The sequence below is a fragment of the Bacillus sp. RK1064 genome, assembly GCF_051488405.1.
Taxonomy (GTDB): domain Bacteria; phylum Bacillota; class Bacilli; order Bacillales; family Bacillaceae; genus Bacillus.
Window position 1 is genome coordinate 746,352 of the sequence record NZ_JBPSCZ010000001.1, and the last position, 23,665, is coordinate 770,016.

The window sequence follows — 23,665 nt, forward strand, 5'->3', positions numbered from 1 at the left end:
AAACCTCCTTTAATTACTGGACAAGCTCTTTCGTTTCTTCTAGTTTGACGGATACAAGCTTAGAAACACCTGACTCCTGCATCGTAACGCCATAGAGCACATCTGCTTCTTCCATTGTTCCTTTACGGTGCGTAATGACAATGAACTGTGTTTCCTGGCTGTATTTCTTTAAATATTGCGCAAAGCGGAAAACATTTGCTTCATCAAGCGCCGCTTCGACCTCATCTAACACGCAGAATGGAACAGGTCTGACTTTTAAAATAGAGAATAGTAAAGCAATCGCTGTTAATGCTCTCTCTCCGCCTGAAAGCAGGCTTAAGTTTTGCAGTTTTTTCCCTGGCGGCTGCGCGACAATATCAACGCCAGAGTTTAGTAAATCGTTTGGATCTGTCAGCTTAAGATCTGCTCTTCCGCCGCCAAATAATGCTTGGAAAACCGATTCGAAATGCCCGCGGATTTGCGAGAATGTTTCAGAGAAGCGCTTTGTCATCTCTTGATCCATTTCTTCGATGACTTGGAATAATGTATTTTTCGCTTCTGTCAGATCGTTTCGCTGTTCTGTTAAAAAGAGATATCGTTCATTTACTCGTTCATACTCATCAATGCTGCCTAAGTTCACTGTTCCTAGCTCTTCAATGGCTAATTTGATCAGCTTCACTCGTTTTCTTGCTTCATCTGGTGATAACGTCAGATGATACATCTCTTTTGCCCCTTCAAACGAAAGGGCATACTCTTCGTTCAAATAAGCGATGAGGTTGTCGAGCTCAACTTCCATACGGCCAAGCTTAATCTCTTCATCTTTTAAGCTTGTGGTGAGCTGCTTGTAAAGACGCTTTTGTTCTTTCAATTCACGTTCAGCAAATTCTAACGTTTCAGAAAGAGCCAGGCGCTGTTTACGACGCTCTGAAATAAGTGCGGTTGTTTTGTTTTTGTTTTCCAGTTTCTCTTTCGCCGCTTCTTCCAGCTGTTCTGCTCCGCTTGAGCTAGACGTCATTTCACTTGTTAAGAGTGACAGGTCTTCTTTTGTTTCCATCAGCGTTTGTTCAGCCTCTTCTAATTCGGCCATTAAGCTCGAAAGCTTTTCTTGTTCATTCGCTAAGGACTGCTCTTTTTTGGCAAGCAAGATTTTCAGCTCTGTTAATTCGGCAGAAATGGTTTCTTTCGTTGAGCTTTGAGTCTGCTTACGCTTTGTTAATGTATTGATCTCTTGATCAAGCGTGGTCAGTTTCTCCCCTATTGAAACTTCAAGGGCTGCCTGCGTTTTGTCCTTATCTGTAAGTTCAGTAGAACGCTGCTGCAATTCTTCTTTTTCTTGATCATAGAGTTCAAGGTGAGCATTAATATTTTTTTCGGCTACTTGCAGTTCGTATAGCTTCCCTTTGAGCTCTTGCTGCTTTTCTCGAAGCGTTTCTCCGCGTTGACGCAGTTCGTTTAATTGGCTTTCGTTTACTGCAATCAATTGCTTCGTTTCTTTTGTTTCTTTTTCAAGGATCGTTGTTTTTTCTTCCATTTCAACGAGCTGCTTTGTTAATGTTTCGATCTCCCGGTTTCTTGAAAGAAGAGAGTTGTTCTTTTTCTTTACACCGCCACCGGTCATTGAACCGCCGGGGTTCACGACATCTCCATCAAGGGTCACGATGCGATAACGATGACCAAGCATTTTTGCCAGTTCATTGGCGCCTTTTAAGTCTCTAACGATAAGTACCGTTCCAAGCAAGTTCTGTATGACTTTTTGATACTTTTCATCAAAGGAAACAAGGTGACTTGCTACACCGATAAATGCAGCATGCTGCTCAGCTGTTTGGACGTCCCTATGCTGAATGGTTCGTTCTTTGATCACATTCATTGGCAGGAAGGTCGCACGTCCAAAGGAGTGCTGCTTTAAGTATGCAATTGCTTGTCTCGCAGCTGCTTCATTTTCTGTGACTACGTGCTGCGTTGCTGCGCCTAGCGCGATTTCAATCGCTGTCTCATGCTGCTGATCTGTTTGAATCAGCTCTGCAATGGCACCGTGAATACCGCCTAAACGCTCTTTTGCCTTTAAGACCTCTTTCACTCCTTGGAAAAAGCCTGAAAAGTCTTCCTGCATGGATTCTAGCATCTCTTTTTTCGATCTTGCCTGCTGCACATATTGATAGGCTTGGTAAAGAGCCGTTTCTTTTTTCTCGTATTGACGTTTCATTTGCTCAAGCTTTTGTTCCGCTTCCCTAAAGCGCTTGACCTGACCCAGTATGTCTTCTTCAAGTGCGGAAAGCTGCTGCTCAGCTTCTATTTTCTTTTCTTTGACAGACACACGTTCTTCGATGTGTTTTTGGTTGTTTTGCGTGAGCCGCTCCAGCTGCATGGCCGCTTGGCGCTGCTGTTCTTCTAGTAATTTACGTTCATTGCGGATGGTAGCCTGTTCATTAAGCAGATCAAAATAATCGCTTTTTAGCTGTTCAATTTGACCTTCCACATCTTCACTATGGAGCGACAGTTGATGCTGCTTTGTTTTCACTTCATCTTTTAGCTGCTGCACTTCTTTTTGAAGGCTGTCCCGCGTGATTTTCTGCTGCTGAATCTTTTCGGTTAACTGCGTCTGCTTTTCAGTTAAGCGAATGAGCGTTTCTTCTAGCTGTCCTTGGTTTGCAGCTGCATTTTTTTTCCGTTCTTTTAATACTTCTTTTTTTCCTTCAAGCTTTTCTAATTCCTCACTTGTGAAAAGAAGAACTTCTTGCAGGTCATTAATTGATTCGTCAAGCGCTTGAATGCGGTCTCTTGACTCTTCAATTTTGGCTTCTTTTGCTTGAATATCTGTGGACTGCTTCATTTCATCTTGTTTGAAGCGCTCGACAGCTTCACCAAGTGTTGTCCATTTTTCATGAAGTGCTTCGATGTCATGGACAGTTAAGGCAATTTCGACATTTTCAAGCTCTTCTTTTTTTTGCAAATAGTCCTTTGCAATAGATGCCTGCATTCTTAATGGTTCTACTTGATCTTCTAGTTCATGCAGAATATCTTCTACTCGGTTTAAGTTGTCCTGCGTTTCAAACAGTTTATTCTCGGCTTTTTTCTTTCTTGTTTTATATTTCAAAACACCAGCCGCTTCTTCAAAGATGCTTCTCCTCTCTTCTGCCTTGCTTGATAGAATTTCCTCTACCTTTCCTTGGCTGATGATTGAAAAAGCTTCCTTTCCAAGACCTGAATCCATGAAAAGGTCAATAATATCCTTCAAGCGGACAGATTGATTGTTTATGAGAAATTCACTTTCTCCTGAACGATAGACTCTTCTTGTCACACTGACTTCGTGAAAATCGATCGGTAAAAAGTGATCTTCGTTATCTAATGTTAAAGTCACCTCTGCTAGATTGACTCTTTTTCTTGAGTCGCTTCCTGCAAAAATGATGTCTTCCATTTTTCCTCCGCGGAGGCTTTTCGCTGATTGTTCTCCAAGTACCCAGCGGATGGCATCGGTAATATTACTTTTGCCGCTTCCGTTTGGTCCAACAACAGCTGTGACCCCTTTGACAAAGTCCACGGTCACTCGCTGTGCAAAAGATTTGAATCCTATCACGTCTAAACGTTTGAGGAACATGAGAGTGATCCTCCTTATGTATTTAAAGTACTATCATCTTACCATATGAAGTGAAAAAAGATGATGGAAAACAGAGTGAAATCCCCCTGAATGACGAGGGGGATTTTATTGGTTCATATGATGTTTCTGCAATTTAGCAAGTGCTTCCTGTGCAGCATGCTGTTCTGCTTCTTTTTTAGAGCGGCCATTTCCAATTCCGAGCACTTCTCCGCGCAGGGATACATTTGCTTCAAATTCCCGGTTATGTGCTGGTCCTTTTTCATGCAGGATGTGGTATTCCAGTACACCTTTTCCATCGCGCTGAACGAATTCTTGCAGCTGGCTTTTAAAGTCCATGACATGCGAGAACGCTCCATCGTTAATTTTCGGATAGACATAGGCTTCTAGGAATCGTTCCACTGGCTCCAGCCCCTGATCTAAATAAAGTGCGCCGATAAACGCCTCGAATACGTCCGCTAAGAGTGCTGGTCGTTTTCTCCCGCCTGTCATTTCTTCGCCTTTTCCTAAAAGAACAAGGTCACCGAAGGACAGCTCATGTGCCAGAGACACAAGTGACGGTTCACATACGATTGCCGCTCTTAGTTTCGTTAAATCTCCCTCGCTCATCGCGGGATATTTCGCAAATAAGAATTGAGAGATCGTCAATTCTAAAACAGCATCTCCTAGAAATTCAAGTCTTTCATTATCCTCGTATGGCTTTTTCCGGTGTTCATTCACATAAGAGGAATGCGTAAAGGCTTGATATAGAAGCTTTTCATTTTGAAAGTGTACAGAAATGCGCTGCTGGAATTCCCTAAATTGCTCTAGTTTTTTGCTCTGTTTCTGTTTGTCTTTATAGTGTTTTGGCATAGCAACCTCCAGGTAGGCTTAATCGCCTTTAAGGATACTGATTATATGGAGTCTCTCTTTCTACATGCAAGGAAACATTGCTCCTTAGCATCTGAAAAAGGCTGACAATTGATCAGCTGAATGTGTTGAAACTAACATAAATTTTCAAAGTCCCGTCATGAAAATAGACGGGACTTTGTTACGCTTATTGCTGGCTATTTATGTAGTTCACAGCGTCACCGACTGTTGCAATTTTTTCAGCATCTTCGTCAGAAATTTCCATATCGAACTCATCTTCAAGTTCCATAACTAGCTCAACTACATCAAGGGAATCAGCGCCTAAATCTTCTTTAAATGAAGCTTCCATTTTCACGTCAGCCTCATCAACGCCAAGGCGGTCTACAATAATTTTTGATACACGCTCTAATACGTCTGCCATTGCCTTTCACCTCCCCTCAAAGTATTATAGTTGATTCGTTTTTAAAAAACTAGAGAAAACCTAATGAAATTTTGATATTTCTTAGGACATAACCATTCCGCCATCTACTTGGATGGTTTGGCCTGTAATATAACCTGCTCCTTCTGAAGCTAAAAAGACAACGACGTTGCTAATATCTTCAGGTGCACCAAAGCGTGCAAGCGGGATTTGTTTGAGCATTTCAGACTGCACATTCTCATCAAGCTTGTCTGTCATATCTGTCGAAATAAAGCCTGGTGCTACTGCATTGACTGTAATATGACGAGTTGCCAGCTCTTTTGCTGTTGTTTTCGTTAATCCGATGACACCAGCTTTTGCTGCAACGTAGTTTGCTTGTCCAGGGTTTCCACATACGCCAACTACTGAAGCCAAGTTGATGATTCTTCCGCTGCGCTGTTTCATCATTTGACGTGTCACGGCTTTTGTACAGTTAAAGACCCCTTTTAAGTTTATGTTAATGACGTCATCCCATTCATTTTCTTTCATTCTCATGAGCAGGTTGTCCTTTGTGATCCCTGCATTATTGACAAGAATGTCAATTGAACCAAATGTGTCAATCGCTTGTTTCATGAGCGCTTGTACTTCTTCAGCATTTGAAACATCAGCTTTAACGGCAAATGCCTGCTGGCCAAGTGCTTTGATTTCGTCTACGACTTCATTTGCTTTTGCTTCGTTTCCAGAATAGTTGACGACAACATTTGCACCATTCTTCGCTAAATCGATCGCGATGGAACGGCCAATCCCGCGTGATGCACCTGTTACAACGGCTGTTTTATTTGTAAGCATCAAGAATCCTCCTTCAATGTTTGAATAGCTGCTTCAATTGTTTCCTGATCTGAAACAGAAATGGTTGTCAGGCGGCGATTGACCTTTTTCACAAGGCCTGAAAGTACTTTGCCCGGACCAATTTCAATAAACGTTGTCACGCCTAAATCAATGAGGCGTTCCACACTTTCTTCAAATCGAACAGGAGAATACAATTGTTCAATGAGCTTTGTCTCAATAGCATCACGAGATGTGACGATGTCTGCTGTTACATTTGAGATCACTGGTGTTTTGGCATCCGAAATGTTTAGCTTTGACAGAACATCTGTGAATTTTTCAGCGGCTGGTTTCATTAAGGCAGAATGGAAAGGTCCGCTCACTTCAAGGGCAATCGCACGTTTTGCGCCTTTTTCTTTCGCTTTCTCTGAAGCTAGTTCTACACCTTTTGCTGTACCAGAGATGACGATTTGACCAGGACAGTTTAGGTTAGCGAGTTCTACAAGGTGACCGCTCTCTGTCACTTCTTTTGTCAATTCTAGAAGCGCTGCTTGATCTAAGCCAAGAATCGCTGCCATGGCGCCTTCTCCTGCTGGAACAGCTTCGTTCATTAATTCGCCGCGCTTTCTTACTGCATAGACAGCATCTTGAAACGAAAGTGCGCCTGCTGCAACGAGGGCCGTATATTCACCAAGGCTATGTCCTGCTGCGTAATCTGCTTTGATTCCGCTCTCTTCAAATTTCTTTAAGATGGCGATACTTGTCGTTAAAAGAGCTGGCTGCGCATTATAAGTGAGCGTCAATTCTTCTGCATCTCCTTCAAAAATCATCGAAGATAAGTCAAAACCGAGGGTCTTGTCTGCTTCTTCAAATACAGCTTTAGATACTGCTTCTTGGTCAAATAAATCTTTTCCCATGCCAATTTTTTGAGAGCCTTGGCCAGGGAATAAAAATGCAATTTTAGTCATGCTGCTTTACCTCCATTAAGACTCGTTCGTGGTTTCTTTTTGGACTTCTTGATGAATGATGGCTGAAACGTCTTTTTCTACGATATCACGTGCCTGACGAATTGCATGAAAAATGGCGTTTTCATCAGAGGAGCCGTGTGCTTTAATGACAGGTGCCTTTAAACCAAATAAAGCGGCACCGCCATATTCGGAGTAATCCATTTTAGACTTCATCTGCATCAATTTCGGCTTCATCATGCCAGCTGCTATTTTTGCTGTGAAGCTGGATGTTAATGTTTCTTTCAGCATTTTAAATACAGAAAGGGCTGTGCCTTCAATCGTTTTCAGGGCGATATTTCCTGTGAAACCATCTGTGACAACAACATCAGCAACACCTTCTAGTAAATCACGAGACTCCACATTCCCTACGAAATTCAAGTCTGATGCTTTTAATAATTCAAAGGTTTTTTTCGTGAGATCGTTGCCTTTTTTATCTTCTGTTCCTACATTTAACAATCCAACGCGCGGATTGCTCTTTGGAAAGACACGCTCTGCGTAGATTGATCCCATCATGGCATATTGCATTAGGTGTTCTGGTTTCGCATCAACGTTTGCGCCGACATCCAGTAATAAAAACCCGCTGCCATCAAGTGTTGGCAGTGTTGGAGCAAGTGCCGGTCTGTCTATGCCATCAATTCTTCCTACAATAAACAGTCCTGCTGTCATGAGAGCTCCAGTATTTCCTGCTGAGATGCAGGCATCTGCACGTCCCTCGGATACTTCCTGCGCCATTTTCACCATAGATGAATCCTTTTTACGTCTAACTGCACGCACTGGTTCATCTGTCGGTTCAATGACTTCTTTTGCATCTAAAATCGTGATGCGCTCGTTATTTGTTATGTATGGTTTGATTTTGTTTTCATCGCCGACAAGTGTAATCTCGATATCTGAAAATGCCGTTAAGCTTTTTTGCACACCGTCAATAATGGCTTTAGGGGCATGGTCTCCCCCCATTGCATCGACTGCAATTCTCATATTACGTGCCACCTTTTACTTTTGTTTTGAGCGATACATGACGAAGTCACCTGAGAAGACAACTTCCTCACCGACATAGCTGTTTACTTCAACTACAGTTCTGCCTTTTTCTTTATCATGTGAGGCTACTTTAGCTTTCGAGACGACTCGTTCGCCTTGTTTAACCTGCCTTGTAAATCTAATATTCGCTTTTGCTGTCAGCGCCAGTTCATCGTCAATGACGGCTACTGCCAGCGAATTTGCCTGGGCGAAGAGATGATGTCCCCTGGCAATTTGATTTCGGCTAAATACATGCTCTTTTCTCACTTCTAAAATGGAAATGGCTTGGTCATCAAGCTCTACATCAATCATTTCTCCAATCACTTCATCCAGCGGAAGTGACTTCACTTCATCCTCTAATGTCTTTTCGGCCACATGCTTAATTCTTTCGCGTAATTCAGGAATCGACAGTTCCAAACGATCAAGACGAACCGTTTGAATGCTTACACCGAATTTACTTGCCAATTCTTCATCAGTAATGAACGGAGTCGAGCTGATCGTTTGCTGGAGAAGCTTTTGACGTTCTTTTTTATTTAGTTTCATATGCAGACACCATCCGTACATTTATGACTAGGTACTAATAGTAGTATATAATCTCATAGATGATAAATCAATCCTTGTTTCAAAAAGACAAGAAAATTCCTCCAGCGCTTGATCAGCTTAATTTATCTCCGCCCAGCACCCCGCTGTCTACCAGCGTTTGCCGAAGTTCTTTGTATTCGGGATCTGTCCAAAATGCGTCTGATTGCACAAGTTCTGCCGCATCTTTTCTAGCGGTTTCCAGCGCTCTGTAGTCATGAACCATATCTGCTACTTTAAATTCAGGCATTCCGCTTTGTTTTTTACCGAAGAAATCGCCGGGTCCTCTTAGTTCTAAGTCCTTTTCTGACAGCTCAAAACCGTCGGTTGTTTCGGACATGATCCGCATCCGCTCTTTCCCCGTTTCTGATTTTGGATCCGCCATTAAAACACAAAATGATTGATGCTCTCCGCGTCCAACCCGGCCTCTGAGCTGATGAAGCTGAGACAGTCCGAAGCGGTCTGCATCATAAATGACCATGATAGTCGCATTCGGTACGTTGACCCCGACTTCAACGACTGTGGTTGAAACGAGAATTTGAACTTCATTTGCTGTAAAGTCTCTCATCACCTGATCTTTTTCATCACTCGCCAGTTTCCCGTGCATTAAGCCGATCGACCACTTACCGCGGTAAGCCTCTGTCAGCATACTGTGGACATCGATCGCATTTTGCACATCCAGCTTGTCTGATTCTTCTATGAGCGGACAAATAATATACGCCTGTCTTCCTTTTCTCAGCTCTTTATCCACAAATGCAAGAATCCTCTCAAGCATGTCATGCTTGACCCAATACGTTTCGATCTGTTTTCTGCCGGCTGGTAATTCATCAATGACGGATACGTCCATTTCTCCAAAAACAGTGATCGCAAGTGTTCGCGGAATAGGTGTGGCAGTCATAAACAAGACATCTGGATCCTGTCCTTTACTTCTTAGTTTTTTTCGCTGTTCTACGCCAAACCGGTGCTGCTCATCTGTGATAACAAGACCGAGCTGCTGAAATTCGACTTCGTCTTGAATGAGCGCATGCGTACCGACTAATATATCAATCTCGCCCTCTTTTAGACGTTCCAGCAATTCTCTGCGGCGCTTTCCTTTCACAGAGCTTGTCAGAAGGGCGATATTCAGTCCCCATTTTTCAAACAGCTGGTAAAGTGAATCTGCATGCTGTTCTGCCAAAATCTCTGTTGGGACCATCAATGCCCCTTGATAGCCGGATAAATGAGCGGCATAAAGTGCAATGGCTGCAACAGCTGTTTTCCCTGAGCCAACATCTCCTTGGAGCAGACGGTTCATCCGGTACGGGGATGCCATATCAGACATAATTTCATCAAGCACTCTTGATTGTGCCTTCGTCAGCGGAAATGGCAGGCTGTGAACAAACTCAAAAACAGCCTCTTTGGAAAACGGATGCTGGATGCCTGATGTTTTTTCTCGCTCTTTCTTTCTGATTGCCTGCATCTTCAATTGAAAGATGAGAAATTCTTCGTACACAAAGCGGCGTCTTGCTTGCTTGAGCGAGTCTCTTGTTTCTGGCAGGTGAATGGTTTTTAACGCTTCCTGATAGGACATGAGTTTATAGGCAAAGGCAAGCTGCTTTGGCAGTGGATCTTCGGCTTTGTCTACATAAAGTGACAGGGCCTGTTTCACAAAGCGTCTCATCATCTTCACGGTTACATTTTCTTTTACTGAATAAACAGGCTCTATACTGCCATCTTGCTCGTGCGTCCCTTTTTTAAATTCCTGCACCATGATGGATTGACGGTTTTTATCCCATTTCCCAGTGACGGATACTGTATCACCTAAAACAAGGCTTCGTTTTAAATAAGGGCGATTGAAGCAAATCGCTGTGATGAGAAAATGCCCGACAAGCAGCCTGAATGTCAGCCTGCTTCGTTTTTTTCCATAATAGGTGAGGACGGGCTCACTGTGCACTTTCCCTTCAACTGTGACACGTTCATCATGCTTAACTTCTTCTAAATTACGAAGCTCATAGTCGTCATATCGATAAGGAAAGTAGCCAAGCAAATCGGCTACTGTATAGATTCCAAGTTCATTGAGTGTTTTTTCGGTTTCTTCTCCAATCCCTTTGAGGACAGAGACGTTATCTTGCAGTTTCTGTATCACGAGATGAGGTCACACCTCCGAAAATCTTCTTTTCAAGCTCTCTTGCTGTCGGTGTTGCAGCAAGTCCGCCTTGTGCTGTTTCACGAAGTGCCGTTGGCATGGTTTGACCGATTTTATACATCGCATCAATGACTTCATCACATGGAATACGGCTTGTGATGCCGGCAAGTGCCATATCTGCTGCGATCATCGCATTTGATGCACCCATTGCGTTTCGTTTTACGCACGGTACCTCGACAAGTCCAGCTACTGGGTCACAAACAAGTCCAAGCATATTTTTCAGTGTAATCGCCATCGCTTCAGCAGATTGCTGAGGTGTACCGCCTGCCATTTCGACAATGGCTGCTGCCGCCATACCTGATGCTGAACCTACCTCTGCCTGACAGCCGCCTGCTGCACCAGAGATGCTCGCATTATTGGCCACAACAAAGCCAAATGCACCAGAGGTGAATAGGAATCTGACCATTTGTTCCTTAGTTGGCTTTAATGTTTCTTTTACTGCAAATAACGTACCCGGCACAACACCTGCTGAGCCTGCTGTAGGCGTTGCACAAATCGTCCCCATTGCGGCATTGACTTCATTCGTTGCCACTGCCTTACTGACAGCATCTAATATTGTATGTCCAGACAGCGTTTTGCCTGATGCGATATATGCTTGAAGTTTGACCGCATCTCCGCCTGTTAAACCTGATAATGATTTCACACCTTTCAGCCCGTTTTCTACGGCCTGTTCCATCACTTCTAGGTTGCGGTACATCTGGGAGAAAATATCTTCACGTGACTTCCCTGTCACTTCCATTTCTTGCGCGATCATTATTTCTGAAATGGAGGTATTCCGTTCTTCTGTTAGCTGCACGAGTTCTTTGACGTTTTTAAACATCATTCATAACCTCCTTGTTGTTACTCTGCAATTTGTGTGACTTGAATAATGTTTGGCAGCGTTTCAAGCTCTGATAGGACAGCTGGGTCAATATTTTGATCCACTTCGATGGTCATCAGAGCCTCTTGCCCGACATCTTTACGTGCCACTTCCATATGACCGATGTTGATGGCGAATTTCGCTAACACATTGGCCACTGCTGCAATCGTGCCGTAGCGATCGTTATGAACCACAAGAATGGCAGGATGATTTCCTGAAAGCCTGAGCTCAAAGCCATTCAGTTCAGTGATTTCAATTTTACCACCGCCGATGGAAATCCCGATTAATTCAAGCTTTCCATTTGCATCTGATATCTCTACTTTTGCTGTATTCGGATGCGCTGGCACCGCATCTTCTTCTTTAAATTCAATGTCGATCTCTTTGCTTTTTGCAATATCAATCGCTGTTTTGATGCGTTCATCAAATGTATCAAAATCAAGAACACCGCCGATAATGGCGACATCTGTACCGTGTCCTTTATACGTATCTTTAAAAGAGCCATAAAATGAAACGACAATTTGTTTCGGTTCTCTTCCAAATAAGCTGCGAGCCACTCTCCCTATACGAGCCGCACCCGCTGTGTGCGAACTTGATGGACCAATCATGACGGGTCCAATAATATCAAACACACTTCTAAATTTCATAGGTCTTCCCCTCTCATAACCACTCACAAATTGGTTTGGTTCTTTCTTTAGACTAATGGATTCATTCGTTTCCCGCAACTCATTTCACCGTTGAATCACTAGTAAAAAATTGCAAAAGAAGAAGAAGGGCTTTATTTGCCCTTCTTTCGTTATTCAACAGCCAAAATATATGAATAAAGCGGCTGTTTTCCATCGTGGACTTCAACTTCTACATCTTCAAATGTTTCTTCAATAAAGGCTTCTAACGCATCCATCTCTTCAGATGATGCATCTTCCCCTTTAATGATCGTGACAATCTCATCATCTTCTGTCACCATTTTGGTCAAAAGCTCTTTTGCTGCATCTAATTGATTTTTCGCGGTTAAGGTAATTTTCCCGTTAAAGAGACCCATATAATCGCCTTTGGCAATGTCGATTCCATCAATTTGGGTATCTCTCACTGCAAAGGTAATTTGGCCGCTTTTCACGTGGTCAATCGCTTCTAGCATTGCTGCTTCGTTGTCTTCATTTGAAGCTGCTTCATTTAGAGAAAGAAGTGCCGACATTCCTTGGGGAACGGTCTTCGTCGGAATGACAACGACCTCACGACTTGAGACAGTTGCCGCCTGTTTCGCTGCCATGACAATATTAGAATTATTAGGTAAGATAAAGACGGTTTCGGCATGTACGCTTTCAATTGCTGTGACAATGTCTTCTGTGCTCGGGTTCATCGTCTGTCCGCCTTCAATGACGACGGAAGCTCCGATACTTTTAAACAAGTCAGCAATTCCTTCTCCCATTGCGACACTGACGACTCCAAAGCGCTGTTTTTCAGCAGCAGGTGCCTTTGGTGCAGCGGGCGCGTGTTCTCTTTCTTCGTTCACAATCGAGCTATGCTGCTCTCTCATATTTTCAATTTTCATATTGATCAGGCTGCCGTAGCGCTGTGCATAGGATAAGACATCTCCAGGCTGCTCTGCATGAATATGAACTTTCGCCAGCGTTTCATCAGACACCACAAGAAGTGAATCTCCGAATTCGCTTAAGTCTTCTCTGAAGGCATTCTCATCAAAGGACTGTTTGTCTTCTTCAAATTTCACCATAAATTCAGTACAATAACCAAATTCGATATCTTCAGTGTTCATATGGCTTTGTGCACTTTTATGATGCTCTGCACTGACAAGTTCTTTTAACGTTGGCAAAGAGGCCGCTTTCAGATGGAGGTCCTCTCCTCTTAATGAAGCAAGGAAACCTTCATATACGCATAGAAGTCCTTTACCCCCACTATCGACAACGCCCACTTCTTTTAAAACAGGAAGCAGATCCGGCGTTCGATCAAGTGATGCTCTCGCTTCCTCAATCGTTAACTCAAGAACGCGGTCAATGTCATTTTCTGCCGCTGAAACAGCAACCGCTTTCTTTGCTGCATCCTTTGCAACCGTTAAGATGGTCCCTTCAATCGGTTTCATCACGGCTTTATATGCTGTATCAACACCTGCCTGTAAGGCAAGGGCAAATTCTTTTGCATCAATCGTTTCTTTTTGTTCGATATGTTTACTGAAACCTCTAAAGAGCTGTGAAAGGATCACGCCTGAGTTTCCTCTTGCGCCCATCAATAGCCCTTTTGACAGGGCCACGCCGACCTTCCCAATATGATCGGTATTTGTTTCTTCAACTGCTTTTGCCCCTGAAGTCATCGACAAATTCATATTTGTCCCCGTGTCTCCGTCTGGCACTGGAAAAACATTTAACGCATCAACAATTTGTGCGTTTTGAGAAAGATGGTGAGCACCTGCAAGAATCATTTTTGCAAATGAGCGGCCATCAAGATTTCTAATAGACAATATATTTCCTCCTTACTACGGGTTCGTAACTCTTACTCCTTGTACATAAATGTTGACCGAATCAACAGAAAGTCCAACTGTGTGAGAAATCGTATATTTGACTTTCGTTTGAACATTATGTGCGACTTCTGATATTTTTGTACCGTAGCTGACGATGATGTACATATCAATATGAATGCGGTCTTCTTTTTGACGCACAAGAACACCCCGGCTGAAGTTCTCTTTGCGGAGAATATCCGTCAAGCCGTCCTTGATTTGATTTTTGGACGCCATCCCAACAATACCATAGCAATCGATCGCAGCGCCTCCTGCCACCATTGCAATGACTTCATTTGATATATCAATTTGTCCGTATTTCGTTCTAAGTTCAATGGACACATTGGTTCCCCCTTTTTGAGAAATTGCCCTGAGTTATCACTATTTTACTATAAGACCCTTCTTTTTAAAAGAAATCATTCAATCCGACCCAATCCTACTTATACTATAGCCTTGATTTTTTATCAAGATGTCAAGGTATTTTTCTTGAAAGAGGAGTAAACAATCCTTGCAAACCCCTTGAAGCTGTGGTAAATTATTAAAGTATCTTGAGGCATCTCTAAGTACGTATATGAAGAATATGATGATGTTTTCGCAGTTAGGAGGGAAACAAATGGCACGTAAATGCGTTATTACAGGCAGAAAAACAAAAGCTGGGAACAACCGTTCTCACGCAATGAACTCTACAAAACGTACATGGGGCGCGAATCTTCAAAAAGTTCGTATTCTAGTGGACGGTAAGCCTAAAAGAGTATATGTATCAGCTCGAGCTTTGAAATCTGGTAAAGTTGAGCGTGTATAAGCAAGAGTAAACGCCTGCTACAATTAATTGTAGCAGGCGTTTTTATGTGGAAATAAAGGAGATTACTCATTAATCTTTCTTAAATGAACCAAGCATCGCACGGACAATGCCGCCAAGAAATCTAGGCAGTTTGATTGTATAAAATTTCATTTTGTCCCCCTCCTAAAAGTACCGCTTGCAGCACAATTGAGCTTAATCAGCCATCCACATTGATAGGTTGGTCAATCTTTGCTTCTTACCATTATTAATATGCCTTCATGAAAAGAAAAAGTACCATTTGAGTGGATGAGTTCGTTACTAATACATAGTGTGGAACCAGGCTCAATATGACAATTTTTCAGAGGATATTTGAAACCTTTTAATGTCAGCTTTTCAACCGGTGTTCCAAAGGGTAGAAACGACACATATTTTTTATCCTGATCTTCTTTTATTTCGTATGTACCAGGTTCAAACATTTGAATGATATTTTGTTTGTCTACAAGGGTGATATTCTGCTTGTGCTGAATCCCTTTGTAAAGAAGATGGATATTTCCTAGAAAATGATCAGCCCTTCCTCCCGTAATACCGTAGATGTAAATATGTGCTGGATGCTGACTCAGTGCCCAGTTCAGTGCAAGCTCTAAATCGGTTTCATCCTTTTCAGCTTGAAATACATTCAGGGCAGGCAATTTTTCTTTCAGCTCCCGAAGCTCTTCTTCTGTCACACTGTCAAAATCACCAAAGGCTTTGGCAGGGATGATGCCTTGCTCTAGTAAGAAGAGGGTTCCACGGTCTACGCCAATCCAGAGAATATCCTTCTGTGATGCTTCATGTTCAAGTGGCGGAATGTATTCAAAAGGACCGCCGGCTACGATATGTATGTGCATGATATACGCTCCTCTCTATATAAAAAGAACCAAAGATCACAATGACTTTGGTTCCTTTCTTTACGCTTCTCGAATTGCCTGGATAGCTGCTGCGCGGTTGTCTTTACCGTATACCGCAGAGCCCGCTACAAGTAAATTAGCGCCTGCTTCCCTGCAGCTCTTTGCAGTCTCTACATTGACACCGCCGTCTATTTCTATCAGTAAATCGGTTAAGCCCTTTTGTTCACTCAGTGCTTTTACTTCTTTTACCTTCGTGAGGACAGATGGAATAAATGCCTGTCCCCCAAAACCAGGATTCACCGTCATGAATAACACAAGGTCCACATCCTCTAATACATGCTCAATGTGAGAAACAGGTGTGTGAGGATTCAAGACGACCCCTGCTTTTACACCTTGTTCTTTAATGTGCTGTATTGTTCGGTGTAAGTGCGGACAAGCTTCCACATGAACAGAAATAATGTCAGCGCCTGCTTTTGCGAATGCAGGAATATACCGGTCTGGCTGCTCAATCATTAAGTGAACATCAAGCGGAAGACGCGTATGCGGTCTAATCGCTTCGACGACATTTGGCCCAAATGTCATATTCGGTACAAAATGACCGTCCATGACATCGATATGAATGTAATCCGCACCGCCTTGTTCCACATCACGGATATCTTTCTCCAAATTGGCAAAATCTGCTGATAAAATGGAAGGGGCAATATAAACCATGATTTAGTACCTCGGCTTTCTGTCTTTGATTTCAGTTAAAAACTCTAAATAATGCTGATAACGATACTCTTTGATTTGATCATGCTCGACCGCATCTTTTATCGCACACCCAGGCTCTTTCACGTGCAGGCAGCCTCGAAATTTACAATCTGCACTTCGGTCTCTAATATCTAAAAAGTATAGACCTAGATCTTCTGCTTCGATGCCAGTAAATTCGAGCGAGCTAAAGCCCGGAGTATCTGCAATGAGCCCGTCTGCTGTTCGAATGAGTTCGACATGTCTTGTCGTATGCTTTCCTCGTCCGAGATGGGATGAGATATCATCTGTTTTCAGCGCCAATTCAGGACTCATCGCATTTAAAAGAGAGGACTTGCCTACACCAGACTGACCGGCAAATACCGTAATTTTATTGTGAAAGTCCGGAGTCAGCTTCTCAATGCCATCTCCTTCAATCGTAGAGGTTAAATGAACCTCATAGCCAATTTGCCGATAGTCGTCTGCATATGCCATGATCGTTTCACGCTCTTCGTCTGTTTTCAATAAGTCCATTTTAGTGATGCAGATAATCGGCTCAATATGATTGGCTTCAACAAGCACTAAAAATCTGTCTAAAAGTGATGTACTAAAAGTTGGTTCTGCTGCTGAGAAAACAAGTACCGCTTGATCAACATTACTAATAGGCGGACGAACAAGTTCGTTTGTCCGTTCTTTTACTTCTAATAAGTAGCCTTCTTTATCGTTGTCTGCTTGATACACGACGTAATCGCCAACAAGAGGTGTAATTTTGTTTTTTCGAAAGATGCCTCTCGCTCTGCACTGAACCACTTTTCCACTCTCTTGCGATTCATCCAGCACATAGTAGAATCCGCTTAATGCTTTTATAATTTTGCCCTCAGGCATAAAGTCCCTCCTTTATTCATCATCAGGGTATTCGATCGTTTTAGAGCTTACGACTTTATCATCAACCGTCACTTGATAATATCCTTTTTGACCTGGTTCAATCTTAAACTTAATGGTCCGCTCAGTCGGCGCAGTGATTGTAAAGCTTTCATATGAATCAGAGATGCTATGCTCCGCATCATCAATGGAAATTTGGACATTCATCTCCTGCCCTTCCGTTTCTGGTTCATAAGGGATCGCAATCTTTTCAGTCACCGTTTTGGCTGGTTTTTCCTTCGGTCCAAGAGAGAATGTAATCTTAACCGTATCACCTGGTTTAACAGCAGTTCCTGCTCCTGGTTCCTGCTTCATGACCTCGCCTTTTGGCACATCGTCAGAATGCGCTTCTTTTTCATCAAGCTTTAATCCGTTATCCTCTAAATAATTCGATGCCGCCTGCTTACTATACGTCGTTAAATCACGTAATGTAATATCGGCAGGACCTATGCTGACAGTCAACGTGACTTCCTCATCTGCTGCTACAAGCTCTGTATTCGCTGATGGATTCTGTTCCATGACAATCCCAGATTCGGTGTCATTATCATTCACTTCCTCCACAACGACCTGTTTAAACCCTTTTTTCTCTAATATTTCTTTTGCTTTATCGACCTTTTCGCCTGTAACATCAGGTAATTCGGTCTTTTCCTTGCCAGTACTTTCGTAAAGCTGAATCTCTGTTCCTTCTTTGACCTTTGTGCCGATTTTCGGATCTGTTTTGACGACGAGACCTTTTTCAATTTTCTCATCAGCGATCTCTATTGACTCCGAAGCGACGGAAAACCCAGCTTTCTTCAAGGCATCTTCTGCTTTTTCAACCGTCATGCCAGATACATCTGTGACTTCCACATCTTTTGGAAAAAGCAGCCCTGGAAACACAGTGATGGCTAAAATTGTCGCAGCAGTCAATATAAATAAGATGGATACCACAATCCATGGCCATTTTTTTCGTTTCTTTTTCGGCTTTTGTTTCTCTTTTTTCTTCGGTTTTTGAGCCGGGTGGACAGCTGTTTTTTCATTGTCTTGATCGATTAGATGATCTTGAATGATTGGGATCGCTTTCGTTGCTTCATGGTCTTCTTCAATGACAAAGCGTTTTTCTTTTAATCTGGCTGGATCGAAAGCGGTTTTTAAGTCTTTTTGCATTTCAGATGCATCTTCATATCGATAAAATGGATCTTTGGCCATCGCCTTTAAAATGATGTTTTCCACGCTTTGTGGAACAGAAGGATTCCATCTCCTCACAGATGGAGGCTCTGATTGCAAATGCTTCAGTGCGACACTGACAGCCGATTCCCCTTCAAATGGCATGCGTCCTGAGATGAGTTCATAAAGCACAATCCCAAGCGAATAGATGTCTGACTTTTTCGTTGCAAGACCTCCGCGTGCTTGTTCTGGAGACAAATAGTGCACGGAGCCTAGGACAGAATTTGTATGGGTAATGGTCGCTGAGCTGAGTGCCATGGCAATCCCAAAATCAGTGACTTTGATATTCCCCATATTGTCTATTAATATATTGTGAGGCTTAATGTCACGGTGGACGAGCTGTTTCGCATGGGCTTCTTCCATCGCCGCAACGACTTGCTCCATTATGCGAACGGCTTCTTTCGGATGAAGCGGGCCATTGGCGTGTATGTATTCTTTCAGCGTCATCCCCTCGACATATTCCATGACAATATAATAAATGTCATCTTCTTCCCCTACATCGTAGATGCTGACAATATTCGAATGATCTAAGCTTGCAGCTGATTGCGCTTCCCGCCGGAATCGTCTAATAAAATCTTCATCGCTCGCAAAGTCAAACCGCAAAATTTTAATCGCTACTTCGCGATCTAAAATCATATCCTCCGCCAAATAGACGTTTGCCATTCCGCCTCCGCCTATGACGCGAAGAATCTGATAACGGCCGCTGATCCTTTTTCCGATCAACACTTGCTGTCACCCTCCTCTGGCCGGGAGGAGATTTCTAACAGTACTGCTGTAATGTTATCTTCACCGCCGTTGTCATTCGCTGTTTGAATTAACTCTGTTACTTTTTCCTCTGGTGCGTTCGTTTGCGTTAAAATATGAATCAAATTCTCTTCTTCTACTTTATTCGATAGACCATCTGAGCAAAGCAGGATTTGATCTCCTGGGTCCACTTCAAAGGTGCGTGCATCAATTTGAACACGTTTATCTGTTCCTAATGCTTTCGTGAGCACATTTTTTCTTGGATGATATTCTGCATCCGCTTTTGAAATTTCACCTGTTTTCACAAGTTCATTCACAAGTGAATGATCATCCGTTAATTGGGTCAGCGCTCCTTCTCTTAGCAGGTAGCAGCGGCTGTCTCCAATATGCGCAATTGTGACCGTTTGCAAATGAACGAGCGCACACACAATGGTCGTCCCCATTCCTTGGCACTCTTCATTGTTTTTTGCATGTTCATATACTTGGTCATTAATGTCACTGATTTTTGAGATTAACCAGCTTTCTTGATCGGCTGGCTTTTCTGGAATTGAAGATGTTTTTTCCCAGTATTCTTTCAAAGAAGAGACTGCCATCTTGCTGGCGACATCACCAGCAAGATGACCTCCCATGCCGTCTGCTACAACAGCGAGAAGTGAGTCTTCTTTTGCTTCAAAAATACCTGCATCATCTTCATTATGCTGACGGACTTTTCCTGTATCGGTAAGAAAGGCTGCCCTTATCAACATTCGTCACCTCGTCTCTTCCTGACGCTCCTTCGCTCTTAGCTGACCGCAAGCAGCATCAATGTCATGGCCTTGCTCTCGTCTAATCGTTACGTTTACGCCGCGTTCTTTCAGCGTTTTTTCAAATAGGAAGATTTGTTCTCTAGGTGTTCTCACATAATCTCTCTCTGGTACATAGTTCACCGGAATGAGGTTTACGTGGCACTTGATTCCTTTTAATAGGTCTGCAAGTTCTTCCGCATGGTGAACTTGATCATTTACTCCGCCAAACAGGCCGTATTCAAAGCTGACACGTCTACCCGTCTTTTGAATGTAGTATTCGATGGCTTCCATTAATTTTGGCAGCTTATATGCCTTATTGATCGGCATCAGGCGGCTTCTGATCTCTGTGTTCGGTGCGTGCAGGGATACAGCAAAGTTGATTTGCATTTGCTCATCAGCGAATTGATAGATCTTTGGAATGATTCCGCTTGTCGAAACCGTAATATGACGTGCACCAATATTTAAGCCGTTGTCATGGTTGATGATTTTAAGGAAGGCAAGCATTTCTTCAAAGTTATCAAACGGTTCGCCAATTCCCATGATGACAACAGAGCTGACTCTCTCATCTGTTTCGTCAAGTGCCTGCTGTACTTTTAATACTTGTGCAACGATTTCTCCCGCTTCAAGGTTTCGTTTTAAACCGCCAAGTGTAGATGCACAGAATGTACAGCCAATTCTACAGCCAACCTGAGTCGTGACACAGACAGAGTTTCCATATTCGTGACGCATAAGCACTGTTTCAATTGTATAGCCATCATGCAGTTCAAATAAAAACTTGATCGTTCCGTCCTGAGACGTTTGTTTGATCACGGTTTTTAAAGTTGTGATTGTAAATTGATCTTTTAATTTTTCTCTTAAATCTTTGGAGAGGTTAGACATTTCATCAAAGGATGTCACACGTTTCTCATAAAGCCACTCAAAAATTTGAGCTGCGCGGAAAGGCTTTTCGTCTTGTTCTTTTAACCATTCTTTCATTTCGTGAAGCTCAAATGAATAAATCGACGGCATATCTGTTTTCAGTTCTTTTCTTACTTTTTGTTCTGTCATTTTTTATCCCTTCTTTCTCATGCTGCAAATAAAGAAACCATCTGTTCCGAAATAATGAGGAAGAATTTGTACACTTCCGTTTTGAACAAACGGAGCAACCTGCTCAGGCAGCCGTTCATTAAGAGATAGATCGGGTTCGAAGTCTTGGTGTTCTTGTAAAAACGCATGAATCACTTGTTGATTTTCTGTTGGGTCCATTGTACATGTACTATATACAAGGGTTCCGCCAGGCTTTAAAAGCGGAGCTGCTTCTTTTAAGATTGCCTGCTGAATAGCAGCAAGCCTTGCTGAGTCTTCTGGAGACTTAGTATATTTCATATCCGGTTTTCGTCTGATGACGCCAAAACCAGAACACGGCGCATCAATCAGAATACGGTCAAATGAAGCTTCGCTGTAATAGTCTTTCGCTTTCCTCGCATCAAGCGCTTTTGCCTCAATCTGAGTAAGGTTCAGGCGTTTTGCTGCTTGTTTGATGAGTTTCACTTTGTGTTCATGTAAATCAAGTGAAACAATTTGTCCTTCGTCGTTCATACGCTCTGCGATATGTGTTGATTTTCCGCCTGGAGCCGCACAGGCGTCAAGCACTGTTTCTCCCGGCTGAGGGTCTAGTGCTCTTGCGACAAGCATTGAGCTTTCATCTTGAATGGTCACATAGCCTTCTTGAAAAGAAGGGGTTGAAACGATGGACCCTTTCATCAGCTTGAGTGCATCTTCAGATAAGTCGCCGAGCTCCGTTTCGATTCCGGCATCCAGCAGTTCTTGCTGCAGTGCCGCGCGGCCGGTTTTCATTCGATTGACACGGAGGGTTTGCTTTGGCGGTACTAAATGAATGCGGCACATGCTTTCTGCCGCTTCAAATCCGTACGACTGAACCCATTCCTGCACGAGCCATAATGGGTGGCTTGTCTCAATTGAAAGCCGCTTGACCGGATCTTTGATGTCATCAAAAGCCGGAACACCTTCTCTTTGCACGGAACGAAGAACGCCGTTCACAAGTGAAGAAATGCCCTTGTGCCCTCTCTTTTTCGTTAGCTCAACTGCTTCATGGATGGCTGCACGGTCTGGAATCTTTTCAAGGTAGACCATTTGATAAAGAGACATCCGCAAAAGCTGCATGACCCATGGAGCCACCTTTTGCGGTTTTTTCACAAATGGTGCCAGCATATAATCTAATGCCAGCTTATTTTGCAGTGTACCGTACACAAGCTCTGTTAAGAGCGGTTTGTCCTGATCTGTCAAGTCTTTGTCTTTCATGACTGACTGCAAAAGCAAATTACTGTAAGCTTGGTTTTGTTCGAGTTTGATTAAAGCGTCCAGCGCTACTTCTCTCACATTACTTTTCTTCATTCATTAACCCTAATTTCTGTCCAATTTCGATATTTGCGCCTCTTAAGAAGTCTTCGCCGCTCATTTTTTTCTTACCAGCTGGCTGCACACCTGTTAATAAAAGGCCTTGCTTATTCCCAGTTCCAATGACCGGACCTTCTTTTTGAAGCTCAATCACTTTCCCAGGTTCTTCTTGCACTTGAAGTGGAACTTTTTTCGCTTCCCATACTTTTAGATGAGCCCCGTTCCATTCAGTATAGGCAACTGGCCATGGATTTAAGCCGCGAACTTGGTTGTAAAGCTCTTCTCCGGTCTTTGTCCAGTCTAACCTTTCTTGCTCTCGCTTTATATTAGGTGCGTACGTTGCCGCTTCTTCATTTTGCGGAATTGGAGAAATAGATCCGCTCAGAACATTTGGCACAGTATCTTTCAGCAATGCGGCGCCTGCTACACTTAATTTGTCATGTAATGTACCGACATTGTCTAATTCGTCGATTTCTACTTCTACTTTACTGATCATGTCCCCTGCATCGAGTCGTTCCACCATGTACATGATGGTGACGCCTGTTTTCTTTTTACCTTGAAGGATCGCATAATGGATCGGCGCGCCGCCTCTTAGTTCTGGCAGCAGTGAGGCATGAACATTGATACAGCCAAACTGAGGTTCATCCAGTAATCGTTTTGGTAGAATTTGTCCAAATGCCGCCGTTACAATTAAATCGGGCTTGAATGAAAGCACTTTATCAATTTCTTCATCAAGACGCACCTTTTCAGGCTGCAGTACAGGAATGCCGTGCTTTAAGGCTTCTACTTTCACAGGAGGCGGTGTGAGTACTCGTTTTCTGCCTTTTGGGCGATCTGGCTGCGTGACGACCCCGACAACTTCATATCCTTCTGTTATGAGTGTTTGCAGCACAGGTACTGAGAAATCAGGGGTTCCCATAAATACAATACGTGCCATTTTCTTCACCCTTCCATTTCCGCAAGTTCTTTTTCTGTATAGGTTTGAATGATTTTCGACGTGAATAATATGCCGTCTAAATGATCAATTTCGTGCAATAAGGCTCTTGCTAAAAATCCTTCTGCTTCTATTGTAAATGGTTTGCCTTTCTTATCAAAGGCTTTTACCTTCACATAGCTTGGTCTTTCTACTGTGCCGTATAAAGATGGAAAGCTCAGGCAGCCTTCAATATCTGTTTGACTTCCTTTCACTTCAAGAACCTCGGGATTCACTAAATCAATTCTGCCAGGTTCTTCTCCGATATCGACAACAGCCATTCTTTGTGAAATGCCGATTTGTGGTGCTGCTAGTCCGACTCCATCTAGCTCAAGCATTGTATCATACATATCATCAAGCAGTTTTTTGAGCTTTTTATCGAACGTATCAACAGGCTCTGCCTTTTGTTCAAGTACTTCTGCCGGATGTATGACTATTGGTTTTACTGCCACTTAA

Annotated in this window: 23 protein-coding genes; 1 reads left to right on the forward strand and 22 read right to left on the reverse strand. The window is 43.0% G+C overall.

Translation table 11 applies throughout. The annotated features are described in order from the left end of the window. Positions 1 to 13 precede the first annotated feature (13 nt). The 12 genes from smc to ACSSTM_RS04005 form a co-directional block, all read right to left on the reverse strand. The gene (smc, locus tag ACSSTM_RS03950; RefSeq protein ID WP_034662414.1) at positions 14 to 3,574 is read right to left on the reverse strand and encodes a chromosome segregation protein SMC; all 3,561 of its coding nucleotides are present in this window, start codon (positions 3,572 to 3,574) and stop codon (positions 14 to 16) included. Positions 3,575 to 3,679: 105 nt separating this feature from the next. After that, positions 3,680 to 4,423, reverse strand: coding sequence for a ribonuclease III (gene rnc, locus ACSSTM_RS03955; protein ID WP_034662415.1), 744 nt, complete (start codon positions 4,421 to 4,423; stop codon positions 3,680 to 3,682). Between the two features lie 184 nt (positions 4,424 to 4,607). Next, positions 4,608 to 4,841 (reverse strand): acyl carrier protein, encoded by a 234-nt coding sequence (acpP, locus tag ACSSTM_RS03960; RefSeq protein ID WP_003212028.1) that lies wholly within the window; start codon positions 4,839 to 4,841, stop codon positions 4,608 to 4,610. Between the two features lie 81 nt (positions 4,842 to 4,922). Continuing rightward, the gene (gene fabG, locus ACSSTM_RS03965; RefSeq protein WP_060596235.1) at positions 4,923 to 5,666 is read right to left on the reverse strand and encodes a 3-oxoacyl-[acyl-carrier-protein] reductase; all 744 of its coding nucleotides are present in this window, start codon (positions 5,664 to 5,666) and stop codon (positions 4,923 to 4,925) included. Continuing rightward, the gene (gene fabD / locus ACSSTM_RS03970; RefSeq protein ID WP_034662418.1) at positions 5,666 to 6,610 is read right to left on the reverse strand and encodes an ACP S-malonyltransferase; all 945 of its coding nucleotides are present in this window, start codon (positions 6,608 to 6,610) and stop codon (positions 5,666 to 5,668) included. The genes fabG and fabD overlap by 1 nt, the downstream gene beginning before the upstream one ends. Before the next feature lie 15 nt (positions 6,611 to 6,625). Next, positions 6,626 to 7,624 carry a phosphate acyltransferase PlsX gene (gene plsX / locus ACSSTM_RS03975; protein ID WP_034662420.1) on the reverse strand — a complete coding sequence of 333 codons (999 nt, stop codon included), beginning with the start codon at positions 7,622 to 7,624 and terminating at the stop codon, positions 6,626 to 6,628. Positions 7,625 to 7,639: 15 nt separating this feature from the next. Beyond that, a complete protein-coding gene (gene fapR / locus ACSSTM_RS03980; protein ID WP_024424199.1) occupies positions 7,640 to 8,206 on the reverse strand; it encodes a transcription factor FapR in 567 nt (188 codons plus the stop codon). A 112-nt stretch (positions 8,207 to 8,318) separates the two neighbouring features. Next, a complete protein-coding gene (gene recG / locus ACSSTM_RS03985) occupies positions 8,319 to 10,367 on the reverse strand; it encodes an ATP-dependent DNA helicase RecG (protein ID WP_095285162.1) in 2,049 nt (682 codons plus the stop codon). Then, positions 10,345 to 11,247, reverse strand: a complete 903-nt coding sequence (sdaAA, locus tag ACSSTM_RS03990; protein WP_034663849.1) for an L-serine ammonia-lyase, iron-sulfur-dependent, subunit alpha — start codon at positions 11,245 to 11,247, stop codon at positions 10,345 to 10,347. Before sdaAA ends, recG begins: the two co-directional genes overlap by 23 nt. A 20-nt stretch (positions 11,248 to 11,267) precedes the next feature. Further along, positions 11,268 to 11,930 carry an L-serine ammonia-lyase, iron-sulfur-dependent subunit beta gene (gene sdaAB, locus ACSSTM_RS03995; protein ID WP_034662425.1) on the reverse strand — a complete coding sequence of 221 codons (663 nt, stop codon included), beginning with the start codon at positions 11,928 to 11,930 and terminating at the stop codon, positions 11,268 to 11,270. 149 nt (positions 11,931 to 12,079) lie between these two features. Beyond that, positions 12,080 to 13,753, reverse strand: coding sequence for a DAK2 domain-containing protein (locus tag ACSSTM_RS04000; protein WP_034662426.1), 1,674 nt, complete (start codon positions 13,751 to 13,753; stop codon positions 12,080 to 12,082). A gap of 15 nt (positions 13,754 to 13,768) precedes the next feature. Beyond that, on the reverse strand, positions 13,769 to 14,131 hold the full coding sequence (locus ACSSTM_RS04005; protein ID WP_003211680.1) for an Asp23/Gls24 family envelope stress response protein: 363 nt from the start codon (positions 14,129 to 14,131) through the stop codon (positions 13,769 to 13,771). Positions 14,132 to 14,402: 271 nt separating this feature from the next. Between ACSSTM_RS04005 and rpmB the strand changes: the two genes are divergently transcribed. Then, positions 14,403 to 14,591, forward strand: coding sequence for a 50S ribosomal protein L28 (rpmB, locus tag ACSSTM_RS04010; protein WP_003212514.1), 189 nt, complete (start codon positions 14,403 to 14,405; stop codon positions 14,589 to 14,591). Positions 14,592 to 14,660: 69 nt separating this feature from the next. Here the strand turns inward: rpmB and spoVM are convergent, their stop codons facing one another. The 10 genes from spoVM to def form a co-directional block, all read right to left on the reverse strand. After that, positions 14,661 to 14,741, reverse strand: coding sequence for a stage V sporulation protein SpoVM (gene spoVM / locus ACSSTM_RS04015; RefSeq protein WP_008354550.1), 81 nt, complete (start codon positions 14,739 to 14,741; stop codon positions 14,661 to 14,663). 71 nt (positions 14,742 to 14,812) lie between these two features. Next, entirely contained in the window at positions 14,813 to 15,457 is a 645-nt protein-coding gene (locus ACSSTM_RS04020; RefSeq protein ID WP_060596226.1) for a thiamine diphosphokinase, read from the reverse strand. 60 nt (positions 15,458 to 15,517) lie between these two features. Next, the gene (rpe, locus tag ACSSTM_RS04025) at positions 15,518 to 16,168 is read right to left on the reverse strand and encodes a ribulose-phosphate 3-epimerase (RefSeq protein WP_034662431.1); all 651 of its coding nucleotides are present in this window, start codon (positions 16,166 to 16,168) and stop codon (positions 15,518 to 15,520) included. Positions 16,169 to 16,171: 3 nt separating this feature from the next. After that, positions 16,172 to 17,068: a ribosome small subunit-dependent GTPase A gene (gene rsgA, locus ACSSTM_RS04030; RefSeq protein WP_095285160.1), complete on the reverse strand. Its 897-nt coding sequence runs from the start codon at positions 17,066 to 17,068 to the stop codon at positions 16,172 to 16,174. Positions 17,069 to 17,080: 12 nt separating this feature from the next. Beyond that, positions 17,081 to 19,036, reverse strand: coding sequence for a Stk1 family PASTA domain-containing Ser/Thr kinase (gene pknB, locus ACSSTM_RS04035; protein WP_437403999.1), 1,956 nt, complete (start codon positions 19,034 to 19,036; stop codon positions 17,081 to 17,083). Beyond that, positions 19,030 to 19,800, reverse strand: coding sequence for a Stp1/IreP family PP2C-type Ser/Thr phosphatase (locus ACSSTM_RS04040; protein WP_437404000.1), 771 nt, complete (start codon positions 19,798 to 19,800; stop codon positions 19,030 to 19,032). Before ACSSTM_RS04040 ends, pknB begins: the two co-directional genes overlap by 7 nt. A 3-nt stretch (positions 19,801 to 19,803) precedes the next feature. Beyond that, complete coding sequence (rlmN, locus tag ACSSTM_RS04045) at positions 19,804 to 20,886, reverse strand: 23S rRNA (adenine(2503)-C(2))-methyltransferase RlmN (protein WP_034662441.1); 1,083 nt, start codon at positions 20,884 to 20,886, stop codon at positions 19,804 to 19,806. A 3-nt stretch (positions 20,887 to 20,889) separates the two neighbouring features. Then, the gene (rsmB, locus tag ACSSTM_RS04050) at positions 20,890 to 22,233 is read right to left on the reverse strand and encodes a 16S rRNA (cytosine(967)-C(5))-methyltransferase RsmB (RefSeq protein WP_095285159.1); all 1,344 of its coding nucleotides are present in this window, start codon (positions 22,231 to 22,233) and stop codon (positions 20,890 to 20,892) included. Beyond that, the gene (gene fmt, locus ACSSTM_RS04055) at positions 22,220 to 23,173 is read right to left on the reverse strand and encodes a methionyl-tRNA formyltransferase (protein ID WP_106037772.1); all 954 of its coding nucleotides are present in this window, start codon (positions 23,171 to 23,173) and stop codon (positions 22,220 to 22,222) included. Before fmt ends, rsmB begins: the two co-directional genes overlap by 14 nt. A gap of 5 nt (positions 23,174 to 23,178) precedes the next feature. Next, positions 23,179 to 23,661: a peptide deformylase gene (def, locus tag ACSSTM_RS04060; protein WP_034662448.1), complete on the reverse strand. Its 483-nt coding sequence runs from the start codon at positions 23,659 to 23,661 to the stop codon at positions 23,179 to 23,181. Between the last annotated feature and the right edge of the window lie 4 nt (positions 23,662 to 23,665).